The sequence below is a fragment of the Pseudomonas baltica genome (assembly GCF_031880315.1).
GTDB lineage: Bacteria > Pseudomonadota > Gammaproteobacteria > Pseudomonadales > Pseudomonadaceae > Aquipseudomonas.
The window spans coordinates 449,241-467,654 of sequence record NZ_CP134771.1; the positions used below are offsets into that span (position 1 = coordinate 449,241).

Consider the following 18,414-nt stretch of genomic DNA (forward strand, 5'->3'; position numbering starts at 1 on the left):
TCATTGCCGATGGATAAGCAATGCCCTGGATAAAGTGCGTGAGAGCACGCGCACCCAGAGGCGGGGAATATCAAGTCGTACGGCCGGAGGCCTGCCCGCACATGAACAAACGTCATTCGCATAGTTCTTCCATCCGCATCGCACTGGAAACCCGAATGATGTTCGACGGCGCGGCCGTCGTCACCGCGGATGCCGCTGCCCACGCCCCTGCCGCCGCCGTGGCTGCTGCGGCGGCCGCACCGGCGGTGGACGCCCACGCCACCGCACCGACGGACGCGCATACCACGGCACCCAGCGACGCGACCCACAGCGATCCGACGCTGGCCGCTACCGGCAGCCAATCCGCCGTGCACAGCAGCGACGCGCCTGCGGCCGCCGACACCAGCCATGCCACCGCTGACGCAGATCAGCACCACGCCAGCGCCACCGATGCCCTGCACGATGCGCTGACAGCCACCGCGCCCGTGGATCTGGCGCCGGCCCGGCAAGAGATATTCTTCGTCGACTCCAGCCTGCCAGACCTCAACACTCTGGTCGCCAACCTCCCGGCCCACGCCGATATCGTCTACCTCGACAGCCACAGCGACGGCCTGACGCAAATCGCCGCTGCCCTGCAAGGCCGGGAAAACGTCGATGCGATCCATATCATCACCCACGCCACCGAAGGCGCCGTGATCATCGGCGACAGCATCGTCGATACCGCCACCATCGAAGGCCAGTACCACGCGTTGCTGGCCGAGATCGGCTCGCACATGAGCAAGACCGGCGATGTGCTGATCTACGGCTGCGATTTCGCCGCCGGCTCCGATGGCGCCGCCACAGTCGTCGCGCTGGCCAGTGCCCTGAATGCCGACGTCGCGGCCTCCTCCAACACCACCGGGGTGGATGGCGACTGGGTGCTGGAAGACCACGTCGGCAACATCGAGACCACCGCCATCCAGGCCACCGACTGGCATCACGATCTGCTGCTGGCCACCAACGATACGGCCACGGTCTATTACGGCACCGGCAACGTCATCAACATATTGGCCAACGATACCCTCGGCGGTTTGCTGCAAGGCGTGACCATTACCACTGCCCCGTCCCACGGCACCGTGGTGATCAACGCCGACAATACCGTGACCTACACGCCGACGGCTGGCGCCAGCACCGCCGACAGCTTCGGCTACAAGCTCACCTTGCTGGGCGGTCTGGTGACCTCCACCGCCACCGTATCGCTGACCCTCGATCACCCCCCCACCGTCACCGCGCCCAGCGTGGTCAATGGCACCGAAGACACCTCGATCGTGCTGTCCGGCGCTGGCAAGCTGATCACCATCGCCGACACCGACAACAGCACCACCACCGTCACCCTCAGCGTGCCGACCGGCACCCTGGCGCTGTCCACCGCCACCGGCCTGACCTTTACCCAAGGCAGCGCCAGCGGCACCTCGACAGTCACGTTCAGCGGCACCGTCGCCGCCGTCAATACCGCACTCAACGGCCTCGTCTACACACCGGTCGCCGATGCCAACAGCACCGCCGCCGCGCCGATCAACCTCAGCGTCACCGCTGTCGACTCGCTGGGCGGCACCGCCACGTCCACCGTCGGCCTGGTACTGGCGCCGGTGGCCGACGTGGTCGCCGATACGGTGACCACCAAACAAAGCACCCCGGCGAGCTTCAACGTGCTGAGCAATGACACCTTCTCCAACGCCGGTCGGGTAGTGTCCAGTTTCACCAACCCTGCCCATGGCGTGGTCACCATCGACGCCCAGGGCAATGCGGTCTACACCCCGACCGCCGGCTATGCCGGCACCGACACCTTCACCTATACCGTGACCTCCGGCGGCAAGAGCGAAACCGGTACCGTCACCGTCACCACCCTCCTCAACTACGCGCCGACCATCACCGTGCCGGCCGCCACCCAGACGTTCAACGAAGACACCAGCCGGGTGTTTTCCAGCACCAACAGCAACGCCATCACCGTGGCCGACGCCAACAACGACATCCTCACCGTCACCCTCGCCTCGACCCACGGCACCCTGACCTTGTCGCAAACCACCGGCCTGACCTTTACCAGCGGTGACGGCACTGCCGACAGCAGCATGGTGGTGCGCGGCACGGCAGCGGCGATCAACGCCGCCCTCAATGGCCTGCAGTTCATCCCGGTCGCCGACTACAACGGCACGGCGAATATTTCGGTGCAAGCCAGCGACGGCATCGCCGCGGTGCAGAGCGCCAGCGTGGCGTTGAGCCTGACCCCGGTCGCCGATGGCGTCACCGACAACGTCAGTACCTCAATTCTGACCGGAGTGACCTTCACGCCCCTAACCAACGACACCTTCGCGGCAGGAGCCAGCATCACCTCCATCAGTTCGCCGTCCCATGGTGTGGCGCTGCTGCTAGGCAACAGCGTCACCTACACCCCGGCGATCGGCTATTCCGGCACCGACACCTTCAGCTACACCGTCACCTCGGGCGGCGTCACCGAAACCATCCCGATTACCGTCACGGTCGGTGATACCGCGCCCACAGCACCCGCCACCCTGGGCACCCTGGCGACAGTCGACAAAGGCTTGGTGCTGGTCCTCGCCGGCGCGGGATTCCGTGACGCCGACCTGCTCGACGTCTTGCACTACACCGCCACCGGTCTGCCTGCCGGGCTGACCATCGATCCGCTGCTCGGCACCATCAGCGGGATTGTCGACGGCCACGCCTCGGTCAATGGCGTGAACGGCACCGGTACCTACAACGTGGTGGTCACCGCCACTGACCTGGCGGGCCAAAGCGCCAGCTCGACTGGCACCATCACCGTCACCAACCCTGCGCCTGTTCCGTTGCTGGGGCTGCAGGTCGGCGGTACCGAAAACGCCCTGCTCGGTATTGGCGTCAGCGCGCTGGCGATCGTCGATCCCGATGGCGACGCCTTCAGCATCACCAGCGCCACCGCCGCGCACGGCACCGTGACCATCAACAACGACGGCTCGCTGAGCTATCAGCCCAACGCCAACTACTACGGCCTCGACTCCATCACCTACACCGTCAAGGACGTCGACGGTGGTCAGGCCACCGGCTATGTCGCCGTGGTCCTGGCGGCGATACCGCACATTCCGGTGCTGAGCCTGCCATCGATTCCGCTGTTGCTCGAAGACACCCCGCTGATCTTCGCCAACCTGCTCGGCCAGCAACTGAGCGTCGGCAATATCGACGGCGATGCCGTGGCCATCAACCTCGATCTGCCCGTGGGCATCGGTGCGTTGAGCATCGCCAACCTTACCAACCACACCGCCGTATCGCTGACCCAGACCAGCGACACCCTCGGCACACACCTGCGCATCTCAGGGTTGTCGGCCGACGTCAACGCCGCGCTCAACGACCTGGTCTATACCCCGGCCGCCGACTACAACGGCCCGCTGAACATCACCATCGGCCTGGGCAAGTTGCTGGGCGGCATCATCAGCGTCAACGCCACTTTGCCGATCAGCATCGCGCCGGTGGCCGACATCGTCGACGACAACGTCACCGCCACGCTCGATACGCCCGCATCCTTCAATGTCCTGGCCAACGACACCTTCGAAAATTCCGGCCGCGTAGTCGACAGCTACACCACGCCGTTGCACGGCACCGTGACCATCGATGCCCAAGGCAACGCCATCTACACCCCCACGACCGGCTATACAGGCAGCGACAGCTTCACCTACACCGTCAAATCCAATGGCACGTACGAGACGGCTACCGTCCACATCAATGCCATCTTGCCCAACTACGCGCCGACCATCAGCGCTCCGGCTTCGCTGACCTTCAATGAGGACATCTCCCAGGTATTCTCGAGCGCCAACGGCAATGCCGTGACGGTGGCCGATCAGAACAACGACATTCTGACCGTCACCCTCAGCACCAACCACGGCGCCCTGACGCTGCACCAGACCACCGGCCTGACCTTCACCAGCGGCGACGGCAACGCCGATGGCAGCATGACCTTCTCCGGCAGTTCCGCCGCGATCAACGCCGCACTCAATGGCATGAGTTTCGTGCCCACTGCCGATTACAACGGCAGCGCTACCATCAGCGTGCAGGCCAGCGACGGTATCGCCGCGGTGCAAAGCTCGAGCATCGCCCTGACCATCAATCCGGTGGCCGACGGCGTTGCCGACACCATTACCACAGGCCCATTGGCGCCCGTGACGTTCTTCCCGCTGGCCAACGATACGTTCTCCGGCACTCCGGTGATCACCGGCATCAGCCAGGGCGCTCACGGCCTGGTGGTGCTGGGTCTCAATGGCGCGGTCACCTACACCCCGGCGTTGGGCTACCTGGGCGCGGACACGTTCACCTATACCGTAACTTCCGGCGGCGTCACCGAGACCGTCGCGGTCAATGTCAGCGTCGGCGACCATGCACCCACGTCCAATGGCAACCTCGGCACCGTGCCGCTGCTCGACGGCCAACTGACCGTCGCGCTGTCCACCGCCCAGGCCTTCACCGATGTCGATCCGCTGGATGTGCTGCACTACACGGCGACCAACTTGCCTGCCGGTCTGACCATCAATTCCTTGACCGGGTTGATCAGCGGCCAGGTCGACGGCCACGCCTCTGTCAATGGCCTCAATGGCACCGGCACTTACAATGTCGTGGTCACCGCCACCGATCTGGCGGGCGCCAGCGCCACCAGCAACCTGGTGATTCAGGTCACCAACCCAGCCCCGATCCCCCTGATCGGGCTGCAAGTGACCGGCAACGAAGACACGCCCATCGACATCACCGCCGCAGCGCTGGGCGTGGTCGACCCCGATGGCGATACCATCACCGTGACGGGCGCCACCGCGCTGCACGGCACCGTGACCATCAACAACGACGGCTCGCTGCGCTACACCCCGACCGCCAACTACAACGGCATCGACACCATCACTTACCAGGTCAAGGACGCCGATGGCGCTACAGCCACTGGTTACGCTGCGGTGGTGGTGGTGCCGGTGATCGATCTACCAACCATCCAGGTGCCGTCGATTCCGCTGCTGGCTGAAGACACCCCCCTGATATTCGCCAATATCGTCGGCCAGCACCTGACGGTCGGCAACGTCGATGGCGACATTCTGGACCTGCGCATCAGCGTGCCGCTGGGGCAGTTGAGCCTCACCAACACCACCGGCATTTCGTTGTCCGAGGGCAGCAGCACAGGGTCTTCGGTGTTGCATTTTTCCGGCACCACGGCGGCCATCAATGCCGCGCTCAACAGCCTGGTCTACACCCCCGGCGCCGATTACAACGGCCCGCTCAATATCACCCTGGCGCTCGGTCATCTGACAGGCGGCATTCTCAACGTCAATGTCGACCTGCCGATCACCATCACCCCGGTTGCCGACATCGTCCCGGACTACGCTACCACCACGACCAACAACCCGGTGACCTTCAACGTCCTGGCCAACGACACGTTCGAGAACGCTGGCCGCGTGATCGAAAGCCACACCAACCCCACCAACGGCACCGTCACCATCGATGCCCAGGGCAACACCACGTACACCCCCGCGACCGGTTTCACAGGCACCGACACCTTCACCTACACGGTGCTGTCCAACGGCACTCGCGAGACCTCCACGGTCACCATCACCGTCAATGCCGCTGCGGACATCGCGCCCGTGGGCACCGCCATCGCCAATCAGACCGGCACCGACGGCCAGCCGGTCAGCATCAATGTCAGCGGTCATTTCAGCGATGCCGACAACGATCCGCTGACCTACAGCGCCACCGGCCTGCCTGCCGGCGTGACCATCAACGCCACCACCGGGTTGATTACCGGCACCCTCGGCGGCCATGCATCGACGGCGGTGACCAGTGGCGCCTACGCCATCGTGGTCACCGCCAACGATGGCCGAGGCGGCCTGGTCAGCGAGAGCTTCGTGCTCATAGTCAGCAACCCCGCCCCGATTGGCAACCCTGACACCTTCAACGGCACTGAAGGCACTGCCATCACGGGCAATGTGAAGACTAACGATACCGACCCCGATGGCGACACGCTGCAGATCAGCACCACGCCGGTACAAGGTCCGGCCAACGGGACTCTGGTGCTCAACAGCGACGGCAGCTTCGTCTACACCCCCAACGCGCGCTTCCACGGCACGGACACCTTTCAGTATCAGGTCGTCGATGCCGACGGCGGCACCGCCACGGCCACCGTTACCCTCAACATCGCCGCCGTCAACGAAGCGCCGGTGACCACCGGTGCAATCGGCAACCAGACCGCCAACGACAGCGCCACCGTCACCCTCAATGTCGCCGGGCAGTTCAGCGACCCGGATGGCGACGCCCTGACCTACACCGCCACCGGTCTGCCCGCCGGCCTGGGCATCAGCGCCAACGGCCTGATCACCGGCACGCTGGGCGGCAGCGCTTCCCAGGGCGGCAATCAGGGCGCCTACACGGTGGTCGTCACCGCCACTGACGGCAGCGGTGCCTCGGTCAACCAGACCTTCACCTTCAACGTCATCAACCCGGTGCCGACCACCGCCGACAGCACCAACACCACGCCTGAAGACACTGCCGTCACCGGCACCCTGGCGGCCAACGACGTCGACCTCGACACCCTGACCTTCAGCGCCACCACGCAACCCGCCCACGGCACGCTGGCACTCGACAGCGCTACCGGGGTGTACACCTACACCCCGGCTGCCAATTTCAATGGCACCGACAGCTTCACCTACAAGGTGGTCGACGCCGATGGCGGTGTCGTCACCGCCACCGTGACCCTCACCGTGACACCGGTCAACGACGCTCCCGCCGCCGTAGGCAGCATCGGCGCGCAAACCGGTATCGATGCCGCACCGTTCAGCCTCAGCGTCGCCAACCGCTTCAGCGATGTCGACGGCGATACCCTCAGCTACAGCGCCAGCGGCCTGCCGACGGGTCTGAGCATCGATGCCAACGGCTTGATCAGCGGCAACCTCGCCAGCAGTGCATCGCAAGGCGGCAACCATGGCCTCTACAGCGTCGCCATCACCGCCGATGACGGCCATGGCGGCACCGTGGTGCAAAACTTCACCCTGAACGTCAGCAACCCCGTACCGGTGACTGCCAACAGCGCTGTCACCACTGCCGAAGACACAGCGGTGTCCGCCACGCTGGTGGCCACCGACGATGACACCGTCACCTTCGCTCCGGCCACCGGCCCGAGCCACGGCACCCTGGTGCTCAACGCCACCACGGGCGTGTACACCTATACCCCGGCCGCCAACTTCAACGGCACCGACAGTTTCACCTACACCGTGACCGACGCCGACGGCGCCAGCACCACAGCCACCGTGACCCTCACAGTCACCCCGGTCAATGACGCGCCCAGCACCACGCCGGGCTCGATCGGCACCCAGACCGGCGTCGACAGCACGGCGTTCAACCTCAACATCGCCAACAAATTCAGCGATGTCGACGGCGACACCCTGAGCTTCAGCGCCACCGGTCTGCCCAGTGGCCTGAGCGTCGATCCGGCCACCGGCCTGATCACCGGCACGCTGGGCAGCAGCGCCTCCACCGGCGGCCTCAACGGCACCGGCGCCTACAGCATCACCGTCACCGCCAACGACGGCCAAGGCGCCACCGCCGCTCAGACCTTCACCCTCAATGTCAGCAACCCAGCGCCCACGGCGGCCAACAGCACCTTGGTCATCAACGAGGACAACGTCGCCACCGGCAACCTGCTGACCGACGCCAACGCCAGCGATCCGGACGGCGATGCGCTGCACATCGACACCACCCCGGTGACCGGCCCTGCCCATGGCGTGCTCACGCTCAACGCCAACGGCACCTACATCTACACGCCTGCCGCCAACTACAACGGCAGCGACAGCTTCAGCTACCGTGTGGTCGACGCCGATGGCGGTTCCGTCACCGCGACCGTCGCCATTACCATCAACCCGGTCAACGACGCACCGGTCACCAACGGCACCATCAGCGCCCAGGCCGCCAACGACGGCAGTGCGTTCAGCCTCAACGTCGCCAACAATTTCACCGATGTCGACAGCACCCTGACCTACACCGCCACCGGCCTGCCGCCAGGCCTGAACCTCGATCCGGCCACTGGGCTGATAAGCGGCACCTTGGGCACCAGCGCCTCGCAAGCCGGCAGCAACGGTACCGGCGGCGTCGGCGGTGTCTTCAGCGTGGTGATCACCGCCAGCGACGGCAGCGCCAGCGCATCTCTAGCCTTCACCTTCACGGTCAACAACCCGGCGCCTGCGGCCAACAACAGCACCCTGACCATCAACGAAGACAGCGTCGCCACCGGCAATGTGCTGGTCAACGCCAGCGATCCGGACGGCGATGCCCTGCATGTCGACACCACACCCGTGACCGCACCACAACACGGGGTCTTGAGCCTCAATGCCAACGGCACCTATACCTATACGCCGACGGCCAACTTCAATGGCACCGACAGCTTCAGCTACCGGGTTATCGACGCTGACGGCGCCAGCACCACCGCGACGCTGACGTTCAATATCACCCCGGTCTACGATGCCCCGGTTGCCAGTGGCACGATCCAGGCGGTCACGGCCAACGACCACACCAGCGTCAACGTCAATGCCGCCGCGGCCTTCACCGATGCCGACAACACCGCCCTGAGCTACAGCGCGACCGGTCTGCCCATCGGCTTGAGCATCGATGCCAACACCGGCCTGATCACCGGCACCCTGAACAGCAGCGCCTCCACCGAAGGCCCTGGCGGCCATGGCGTGTACACCGTGCAGGTCAGCGCCAGCGACGGCCTGGGTGGCATTGCCACGCAAACCTTCACCCTGACCGCCGTCAACACCGTACCGACCGCCAGCAACGCTACCATCACGCTGGCTGAAGACACCTCGGCCAGCGGCACCTTGCTGAGCAACGCCAGTGACGCCGACCAGGATACCCTGACCTTCGCGGCCACCAGCCAGCCCACCCACGGCACCTTGGTGCTCAATGCCAACGGCAGCTACACCTACACTCCGGCGGCCAACTACAACGGCAGCGACAGCTTCAACTACCGGGTCACCGATGCCGACGGCGCCAGCACCACCGCGACCCTCACGTTCAGTGTCACGCCGGTCTACGATGCGCCCACCGTCGGCGCACCGGTGGCCAACGTCACCGCCAACGATCACACCTCGGTCAACCTCAACCTGGCCGGCAACTTCAACAACCCCGACAACGCCACCCTGACCTACAGCGCCACCGGCTTGCCCAATGGCCTGAGCATCAACGCCGGCACCGGCGTGATCACCGGCACGTTGGACAGCAGCGCCTCCACCGAAGGCAGCAACGGCGCAGGTGGCCCTGGCGGCAATTACACCGTCAACGTCAGCGTCAGCGACGGCCTGGGCGGCACCGCTACCCAGACCTTCATCTTCACCGCCGTCAACACGGTGCCCGTGGCCAGCAATGCCACCGTGACCCTGGCCGAAGACACTCCGGCTACCGGCACCCTGCTCAGCAACGCCAGCGACGCCGACCAGGACGCCCTCACCTTCGTCGCCACCAGCCAGCCCGTTCATGGCACCCTGGCGCTGAACGCCAACGGCACCTACACCTATACCCCGGCCGCCAACTTCAACGGCAGCGACAGCTTCAACTACCAGGTGACCGACGCCGACGGCGCCACCAGCACCGCGACCCTCACCTTCAACGTCACCCCGGTGTACGACGCGCCTACCGCCGGCACGCCCGTTGCCACCCAGACCGCGTTCGATCACAGCAGCGTCAGCCTCAACGTGGCCGGCAACTTCAACAACCCCGACAACGCCACCCTGACCTACAGCGCCACCGGCCTGCCCAACGGCCTGAGCATCAACGCCTCCACCGGCCTGATCACCGGCACCCTCGACAGCAGCGCCTCCACCGAGGGCAGTAATGGTGCGGGCGGAGCAGGCGGCAATTACACGGTCAACGTCAGCGTCGCCGATGGCCTGGGCGGCACCGCCACCCAGACGTTCACCTTCACGGCGGTCAACACCCTTCCGGTGGCCGGCAATGCCACCGTGACCCTGGCCGAAGACACCTCGGCGCCGATCAACCTCAACACCACCGCCACCGATGCCGACGGCGATGCCCTGACCTTCGCCATCACCACCGGGCCGGCCCACGGCACCTTGACCGTCGCTGCCAACGGTCAATACACCTACACCCCGGCCGCCAACTACAATGGCGCCGACAGTTTCACCTACTCGGTGACCGACGCCGATGGCGCGGTGAGCAGCGCGGTCATCACCCTCAACGTCACTCCGGTGTATGACGCGCCAGTGGCCGGTGCGCCCATCGGCACCCAGAGTGCCAACGACAGCAGCACCGTCAGCCTCAACGTGGCCGGCAATTTCAGCGATGCCGACAACCACGCCCTGACCTACAGTGCCACCGGCCTGCCGAATGGCCTGAACATCGACGCCAACACTGGCCTGATCACCGGCACTCTCAACAGCAGCGCCTCGACCCAGGGCAGCAATGGCGCGGGGGGCCCCGGCGGCAACTACACCGTGGTCGTGACCGCTACCGACGGCACCACTCCAGTCACTCAGACCTTCACCTTTACCGCCGTCAACACCCTTCCCGTGGCCAGCAACGCCACCGTGACCCTGGCCGAAGACACCTCGGCGCCGATCAACCTCAACACCAGCGCCACCGATGCCGACGGCGATGCCCTGACCTTCGCCATCACCACGGGCCCTACCCACGGCACCTTGACCCTCGCCGCCAACGGCCAGTACACCTACACCCCGGCCGCCAACTACAATGGCGCCGACAGCTTCAGCTACTCGGTCACCGATGCCGATGGCGCGGTCAGCACGGCCGTGATCAGCCTCAACGTCACCCCGGTGTACGACGCCCCGGCCAGCAACGGCAGCTTGCCGGCGCTGACCGCCAACGACAGCAGCACGGTCAACCTCAACGTCACCGGCAGCTTCACCGACGCCGACAACCGCGCCCTGACCTACACCGCCACCGGTCTGCCTGCCGGCCTGAGCATCGACGCCAACACCGGCCTGCTCAGCGGCACGCTCAGCAGCAGCGCCTCGACCCAGGGCAGCAATGGCGCCGGCGGCCCTGGCGGTCTGTACAGCGTGGTCATCACCGCCAGCGATGGCCTGGGCGGCAGCGCTGCCCAGAGCTTCACCCTGACCGCGGTCAACACCTTGCCAGTGGCGGGCGGCACCAGCCTCACCCTGGCCGAGGACACCCCGACACCGATCAACCTCAACGCTTTGGCCAGCGATGCCGACGTTGACGCGCTGACCTTCAGCATCACCCAGGGCCCTGCCAACGGCACCCTGCAGCTCAACAGCAACGGCAACTACACCTACGTCCCCAACGCCAACTTCAATGGCAGCGACAGCTTCACCTATCAGGTCACCGACGCCGACGGTGCCACCAGCACCGCGACCATCGCCCTGACCATTACTCCGGTCTACGATGCGCCGACCACCATCGGCCAGATCCCGACGCAACAGGCCAGCGACGCCAGCGCCGTCAACCTCGCCGTGGCCAACAACTTCACCGACGCCGATGGCGCGCACCTGACCTTCAGCGCCACCGGCCTGCCAGCAGGGGTGACCATCGATGCCAACAGCGGCCTGATCACCGGCATCCTCAACAGCAGCGCCTCGACCCAGGGCAGCAATGGCAGCGGCGGCCCCGGTGGCAACTACAACGTGGTCGTCACCGCCACCGACGGCACCACGGCGGTGACCCAGAGCTTCACCCTGACCGCCGTCAATACGGTTCCGACCGCCGCCAGCGCAACCATCTCGCTGACCGAAGATGGCAGCACCAGTGGCAGCCTCGCCAACTACGCCAGCGATGCCGACCACGACGCGCTCACCTATGCGATCACCACCCAGCCCACCCACGGCACCCTGACGCTCAGCGCCAACGGCACATTCATCTACACCCCGACCGCCGGCTTCGTCGGCAGTGACAGCCTCACCTACAGCGTCAGCGACCCGGATGGCGGCGCCACCACGGCGGTGCTCAACTTCAACGTGCTGGCCGACACGGGCGGCCCGGTGGCGGCCGGCACCATCAACACCCAGGTGGCCAACGACCACACCCCTCTCAACTTCAACGTGGCTGGCAACTTCAGCGACAGCACCCCAGGGGCGACACTCAGTTACAGCGCCACCGGCCTGCCCGCCGGCATCGCCATCGACCCCGCCACCGGCCTGATTTTCGGCACCTTGAACAGCAGCGCCTCGGTGCAGGGCAGCGATGGCAATGGCGGCCCTGGGGGCAACTATACGGTGGTGATCACCGCCAGCGATGGCGTGGGCGGCACCGCTACCCAGACCTTCACCATCACTGCGGTCAACACCATTCCTGTGGCCAACAGCGCGACCCTCAACCTCAACGAGGACGGCGTCGCCACAGGCGATCTGCACACCTACGCCAGCGATGCCGACGGCGATGCCCTGACCTTCAGCGTGGCCCAGGCGCCTGCGCACGGCACCTTGCTACTCAATGCCAACGGCACCTACTCCTACACGCCGAACGCCAACTTCAACGGCACCGACAGCTTCATCTACCAGGTCAGCGATCCGGATGGCGGCAACAGCCGCTCGACACTGGTCACCATCATCGCGCCGGTGTACGACGGCCCGGTGGCGGTCGGCACCCTGCCGACCCTCACCGCCAACGATCACACCAGCGTGACCCTCAACGCCGCCAACGCCTTCAGCGATGCCGACGGGACCCCATTGACCTACAACGTCACCGGCCTGCCAAACGGGCTGACGTTCAACACCAGTACCGGCCTGATCACGGGCACCCTGGACAGCAGCGCCTCGACCCAGGGCAGCAATGGCGCTGGCGGCGCAGGCGGCCTGTACACCGTGGTCGTCACCGCCAGCGATGGCCTGGGCGGCACCGCCACTCAGACCTTCACCCTGACCGCCGTCAACACCCTGCCGGTAGCCAGCAACGCCACCGTGACGATTGCCGAAGACACCGTCGCCACCGGCGACTTGCACAACAGCGCCAGCGATGCCGACCTGGACGCCTTGACCTTCGCCGTCACCACCCAGCCAAGCCATGGCAGCCTGGTCTTCAACGCCGCAGCGGGCACCTACACCTACACGCCGAACGCCAACTTCAACGGTGCCGACAGCTTCAGCTACAGCGTCACCGACGCCGATGGCGCAGTCAGCAATGCAGTGATCAGCTTCAACGTCACGCCGGTCTACGACGCACCGGTGCCCACGGCGTCGATCAACACCGTCACCGCCAACGACCACAGCAGCGTCAGCCTCAATGTCACCGGCAACTTCAGCAGCCCCGACAACCTGCCGCTGACCTACAGCGCCACCGGTCTGCCCAACGGCCTGACCCTCGACCCGAACACCGGCCTGCTCAGCGGCACCCTCGACAGCCGCGCCTCCACCGAGGGCCTCAATGGCGGCGGCAGCTACACGATTCGCGTCACCGCCAACGATGGCACCACCAGCGTGTTCCAGGACTTCACCCTGACGGCGGTCAACACCGTACCGGTAGCCAGCAGCGCCACCGTGACGCTCGCCGAGGACAGCAGCCACAGCGGCGACCTGCACACCACCGCCAGCGACGCCGACCAGGACACCCTGAGCTTTGCGGTCACCACGCCGCCCGCCCACGGCACCTTGACCCTCGACTCCGCAACTGGCGTCTACACCTACACGCCCACCGCCAACTTCAATGGCGCCGACAGCTTCAGCTATCGGGTCAGCGACCTGGATGGCGGCAACAGCACCACCGCCACCATCACCTTCAACGTCACCCCGGTGTATGACGCGCCCACCGCCAACGGCACCATCGCCGCGCAGTCGGCCAACGATGGCGCCGCCGTCAACGTCAACGTCGCGGGCAATTTCGGCGATGTCGACAACACCGCACTGACCTACAGCGCCAGCGGCCTGCCGACCGGCGTCAGCATCGACCCGGCCACCGGTCTGATCACCGGCACCTTGGGCAGCAGCGCCTCGCTAGGCAGCAGCAACGGCGGCGCCGCCGGCCAGTACAACATCGTCGTCAGCGCCACCGATGGCACCAGCATCGTGACCCAGGCCTTCACCCTGACCGCTGTCAACACCGTGCCGACTGCCGCCAGCGCGATTGTCAACCTGGCCGAAGACAGCGTCACCAACGGCAACCTCAACACCCTTGCCGGCGATACCGACGGCGATGCGCTGACCTTCAGCGCCAGTACCCAACCGCTGCACGGCGTGCTGGCACTCAACGCCAATGGCACCTACAGCTACACCCCGGTGGCCAACTTCAACGGCACCGACAGCTTCAACTACACCGTCACCGATGCCGACGGCGCCAGCCGCAGCGCCACGCTGACCTTCAACGTCACACCGGTGTACGACGCGCCCACCGCCACAGCGCCGATCAACAACCTGACGGCCAACGATCACACCAGCGTCAACCTCAACGTCACTGGCAACTTCACCAGCGTCGACAACCTGCCCCTGACCTTCACCGCCACTGGTTTGCCCAACGGCATCACTCTGGACCCAGGCACCGGCCTGCTCAGCGGCACCCTCGACAGCAGCGCCTCCCACCAAGGCCCCAATGCCGCCGGCGTCTACACCATTCGGGTGACCGCCAGCGATGGCACCAGCAGTGCGTTCCAGGACTTCACCCTGACCGCCGTCAACACGCAGCCGGTCGCCAGCAACGCCACCCTGACCTTGAACGAGGACAGCAGCACCCCGGTCGACCTGCGCGCCTACGCCAGCGACGCCGACGCAGATGCCCTGACCTTCACCGCCACCACCCAACCGGCCCACGGCACCCTGACTCAACTCGCCAACGGCCAGTACACCTACACCCCGGCCGCCAACTTCAATGGCACCGACAGCTTCACCTACACCGTCACCGACGCCGATGGCGCCGTCACCAGCGCCACCCTGACCTTCAGCGTCGCGCCGCAGTACGACGCACCGAGCGCCGCAGCGCCGATCGCCACGGTTACCGCCAATGACCACAGCAGTGTCAACGTCAACGTGGCTGGCAACTTCAACAACGTCGACAACGCCACCCTCACCTACACCGCCACGGGCCTGCCTGCTGGCCTGAGCATCGATCCAAGCACCGGCCTGATCAGCGGCACCTTGAACAGCAGCGCCTCGAGCCAGGGCAGCAATGGCAGCGGCGGCCCCGTCGGCTCCGGTGGCAACTACACCGTGACCGTCAGTGCCAGCGACGGCCAGGGCGGGGTCGCCGACCAGACCTTCACCCTGACGGCGGTCAACACCGTGCCGACTGCCAGCAACGCGACGATCACCTTGCCAACGGGCAGCAACGTCAGCGCCAGCCTGCTCAACTACGCTCAGGACGCCGACGGTGACGTGCTGACCTTCGCGGCCACCACCGCGCCGACCCACGGCACCTTGGTACTCGGTGCGAACGGCGCCTTCACCTACACGCCTGACGCCGGCTACAACGGCACCGACACCCTGACCTACCAGGTGACCGACGCCGACGGCGGTACCACCAGCGCGACCCTGACCTTCAATATCGCCGCCAACTACCAGTCACCGGCCGCCACGGGCAGCATCACGCCGCTGAGCGCCAACGACCACACCACGGTCAACCTCAACGTCGCGGGCAACTTCACCGACAGCAACAACATCCCGTTGACCTACACCGCCACCGGTCTGCCTGCCGGCGTCACCCTGGACCCGACCTCCGGGTTGATCAGCGGCCTGCTGGGCACCAGCGCCTCCACTCAGGGCATCGGCGGCAGCGGCACCTACACCGTAGTCATCACCGCCAGCGACGGCGTGGGCGGCACCGCCACCCAGAGCTTCACCCTCACGGCAGTCAACACCGTGCCGGTGGCCAACGGCGCCACGGTCAACACCAGCGAAGACAGCCCCGTCAGCGGTGATCTGCACGCCAACGCCAGCGACACCGATGGTGACGCCCTGAGTTTTACCGCTGTCACCCAACCGGCCCACGGCACCTTGACACTCGCCGCCAACGGCCAGTACACCTACACCCCGGCCGCCAACTTCAATGGCGCCGACAGCTTTACCTATCAGGTCACCGATGCCGATGGCGGCGCCAGCACCGCCACCCTCGTGATCAACGTGGCACCGGCGTACGACGCGCCTAGCGTCACCACGCCGATCGCCACAGTCACCGCCAATGACCACAGCGCTGTCAATGTCAACGTCGCTGGCAACTTCACCAGCGTCGACAACCTGCCACTGACCTACAGCGCTACCGGTCTGCCCGCCGGCCTGACGCTGGACCCGACCACCGGCCTGCTCAGCGGCACCTTGAACAGCAGCGCCTCGACCCAGGGCAGCAATGGCAGCGGCGGCCCTGGCGGCAACTACAGCGTGACCGTCAGTGCCAACGACGGTACCTCGAGCGTCAGCCAGACCTTCACCCTGACCGCCGTCAACACCCTGCCGAGCGCGAGCAACGTCAGCGTCACCGTACAACAAGGCACCGCGTTGAACGGCACCTTGGCAAACTACGCCAGCGATGCCGACGGCGATGCGCTGACCTTCAGTGCCGCCAGCCAACCCGGCAACGGCCTGGTCACGGTAGGCGCCAATGGCAGCTACACCTACACCCCGGCCAGCGGTTTCGTCGGCCAGGACAGCTTCACTTATCAGGTGCGCGATGCCGACGGTGGCGTGACCGTGGCGACCATCACCTTCAACGTCTCGACCCAACCGGATCAGGCTCCGATCGTCACCACCCCGGTGCCGGCCCAGACGGCCACCGATGGCGGCGCCTTCAATCTCAATGTCGCGGGCTCGTTCAGCGATCCGGATGGCGACACGCTCACTTACAGCGTCAGCGGCCTGCCCGCAGGCCTGACCTTGAACCCGCAGACAGGCGAAATCACCGGCACCCTGTCCAACAACGCGTCCAGCCAAGGCAGCAATGGCAGCGGCGGCGCGGGGGGCCTCTACACCCTCACCCTCACGGCCAGCGATGGTACCGACTCGGTCAGCCAGCAGATCCAGTTGGTGGTCAGCAACCCAGCGCCGGTGACCACCGGTGCCGCCTACACCCTGCCCGAGGACAGCTCGATCAGCGGCGTGCTGGTGGCCACCGATCCGGATGGCGACGCCATCAGCTTCGGCATCGCCCAGGGCCCAAGCCACGGCAGCCTGACGCTCAACGCCAACGGCAGCTTCACCTACGTGCCCAACCCCGATTTCAATGGAGCCGACAGCTTCACCTACCAGGTCCGCGACAGTGACGGCGGCACCACCAACGCGGTGGTGACCTTTACCGTGACGCCGGTCAACGATGCACCTGTCGCCACCCCCGGCACGGTCACGGTAGTGACGGGTGCGCCGAGCGTGATCGATGTGCTGGGCAATGTCAGCGATGCCGATGGCGATCCACTGAGCGTCACTGGCGCCGGCGCCGATCACGGCACCGTGGTGGTCAACCCCAACGGCACCGTCACTTACACGCCAACTTCTGGCTACACCGGCAGCGACACCCTGACCTACACCGTCAGCGATGGTGCCGGCGGCTCGGTCACCTCGACCATCGCCGTGACAGTCAGCACCAATGCCGGTACCGGCAATGGCGGTGGAACGGGAACCGGCACGGGGACTGGTACGGGCACAGGTAATGGAACAGGCACAGGCACAGGCACCGGTAATGGAACGGGCACTGGCGACGGGACCGGGACAGGTACAGTTACCACGACACCGGACGGCTTCGTCGGCGTCACCAGCACCCAGCGCATCACTGATGGTCTGGTCGGCATTCCGCCCAGCTACAACTCACCGCAGTCGAGTACCTACACCCGGATCACGCATTACGATCCGGTGCTGCTCGACGCGGTCAACGGCGTCAAGCGCCTGGACGGCCTGACCCAGCTCAGCGAAGACCGCCCCATGCAAGAAGTCGCCACCGGCATGGCGCCGCTGGCCACCACCACCGAGATCAGCAACAACGCGGCGCCGGTAGCCCAGGCCACTGGCGACCTGCAAGAGCAGAATCGCCAGCAACTGGATGTCGACGCGCTGCGTCCAGGCGCCCCCGGGACCACTCAGGAAGCGCCCACTCAGGCGCCACCTGCCGCTACTGAACCGGCCACCGCGCCTGGCGCGGCAACCCCCGAGGCAGCACCGCAACAGGCCCCCGGCACCGGCGACGGCAATCCACAGGCCAGCAATGTGACGCCGCTGCCGTTGACCCTCAACGAGCAGCTGCAAGCCGCCAGCCAGGCACGCCTGGCCGAACGCGATGCGCTGGCACGGCTGTTGGCCAGCTGAGGTCGGTGACGCGCTGCTACAGAGATACGAACAGCGTCATAAGCGGCGTGGCGCACATATATTCGCGCCATTGCATTGCTTAATCGCCGGAGACTGCTTCACTGAGGAAAGAAGTTCCTGATTCACCCCGGATACCGCAACTGTTCCGGGGGCAAGGTTTCACCTGTACCACCCCAACGCGTCA

The 18,414-nt window shown here is 65.9% G+C and carries 1 protein-coding gene; it reads left to right on the top strand.

Going from position 1 to position 18,414, the window contains the following annotated elements:
- Nucleotides 1–101 precede the first annotated feature (101 nt).
- Entirely contained in the window at nt 102–18,230 is an 18,129-nt protein-coding gene (locus REH34_RS02125; protein ID WP_311970569.1) for an Ig-like domain-containing protein, read from the top strand.
- Nucleotides 18,231–18,414: the final 184 nt, after the last annotated feature.

Bases quoted from the DNA above. Each gene is read 5' to 3' on its own strand.
- REH34_RS02125 (WP_311970569.1), top strand. From the start codon at position 102: ATGAACAAACGTCATTCGCATAGTTCTTCCATCCGCATCGCACTGGAA.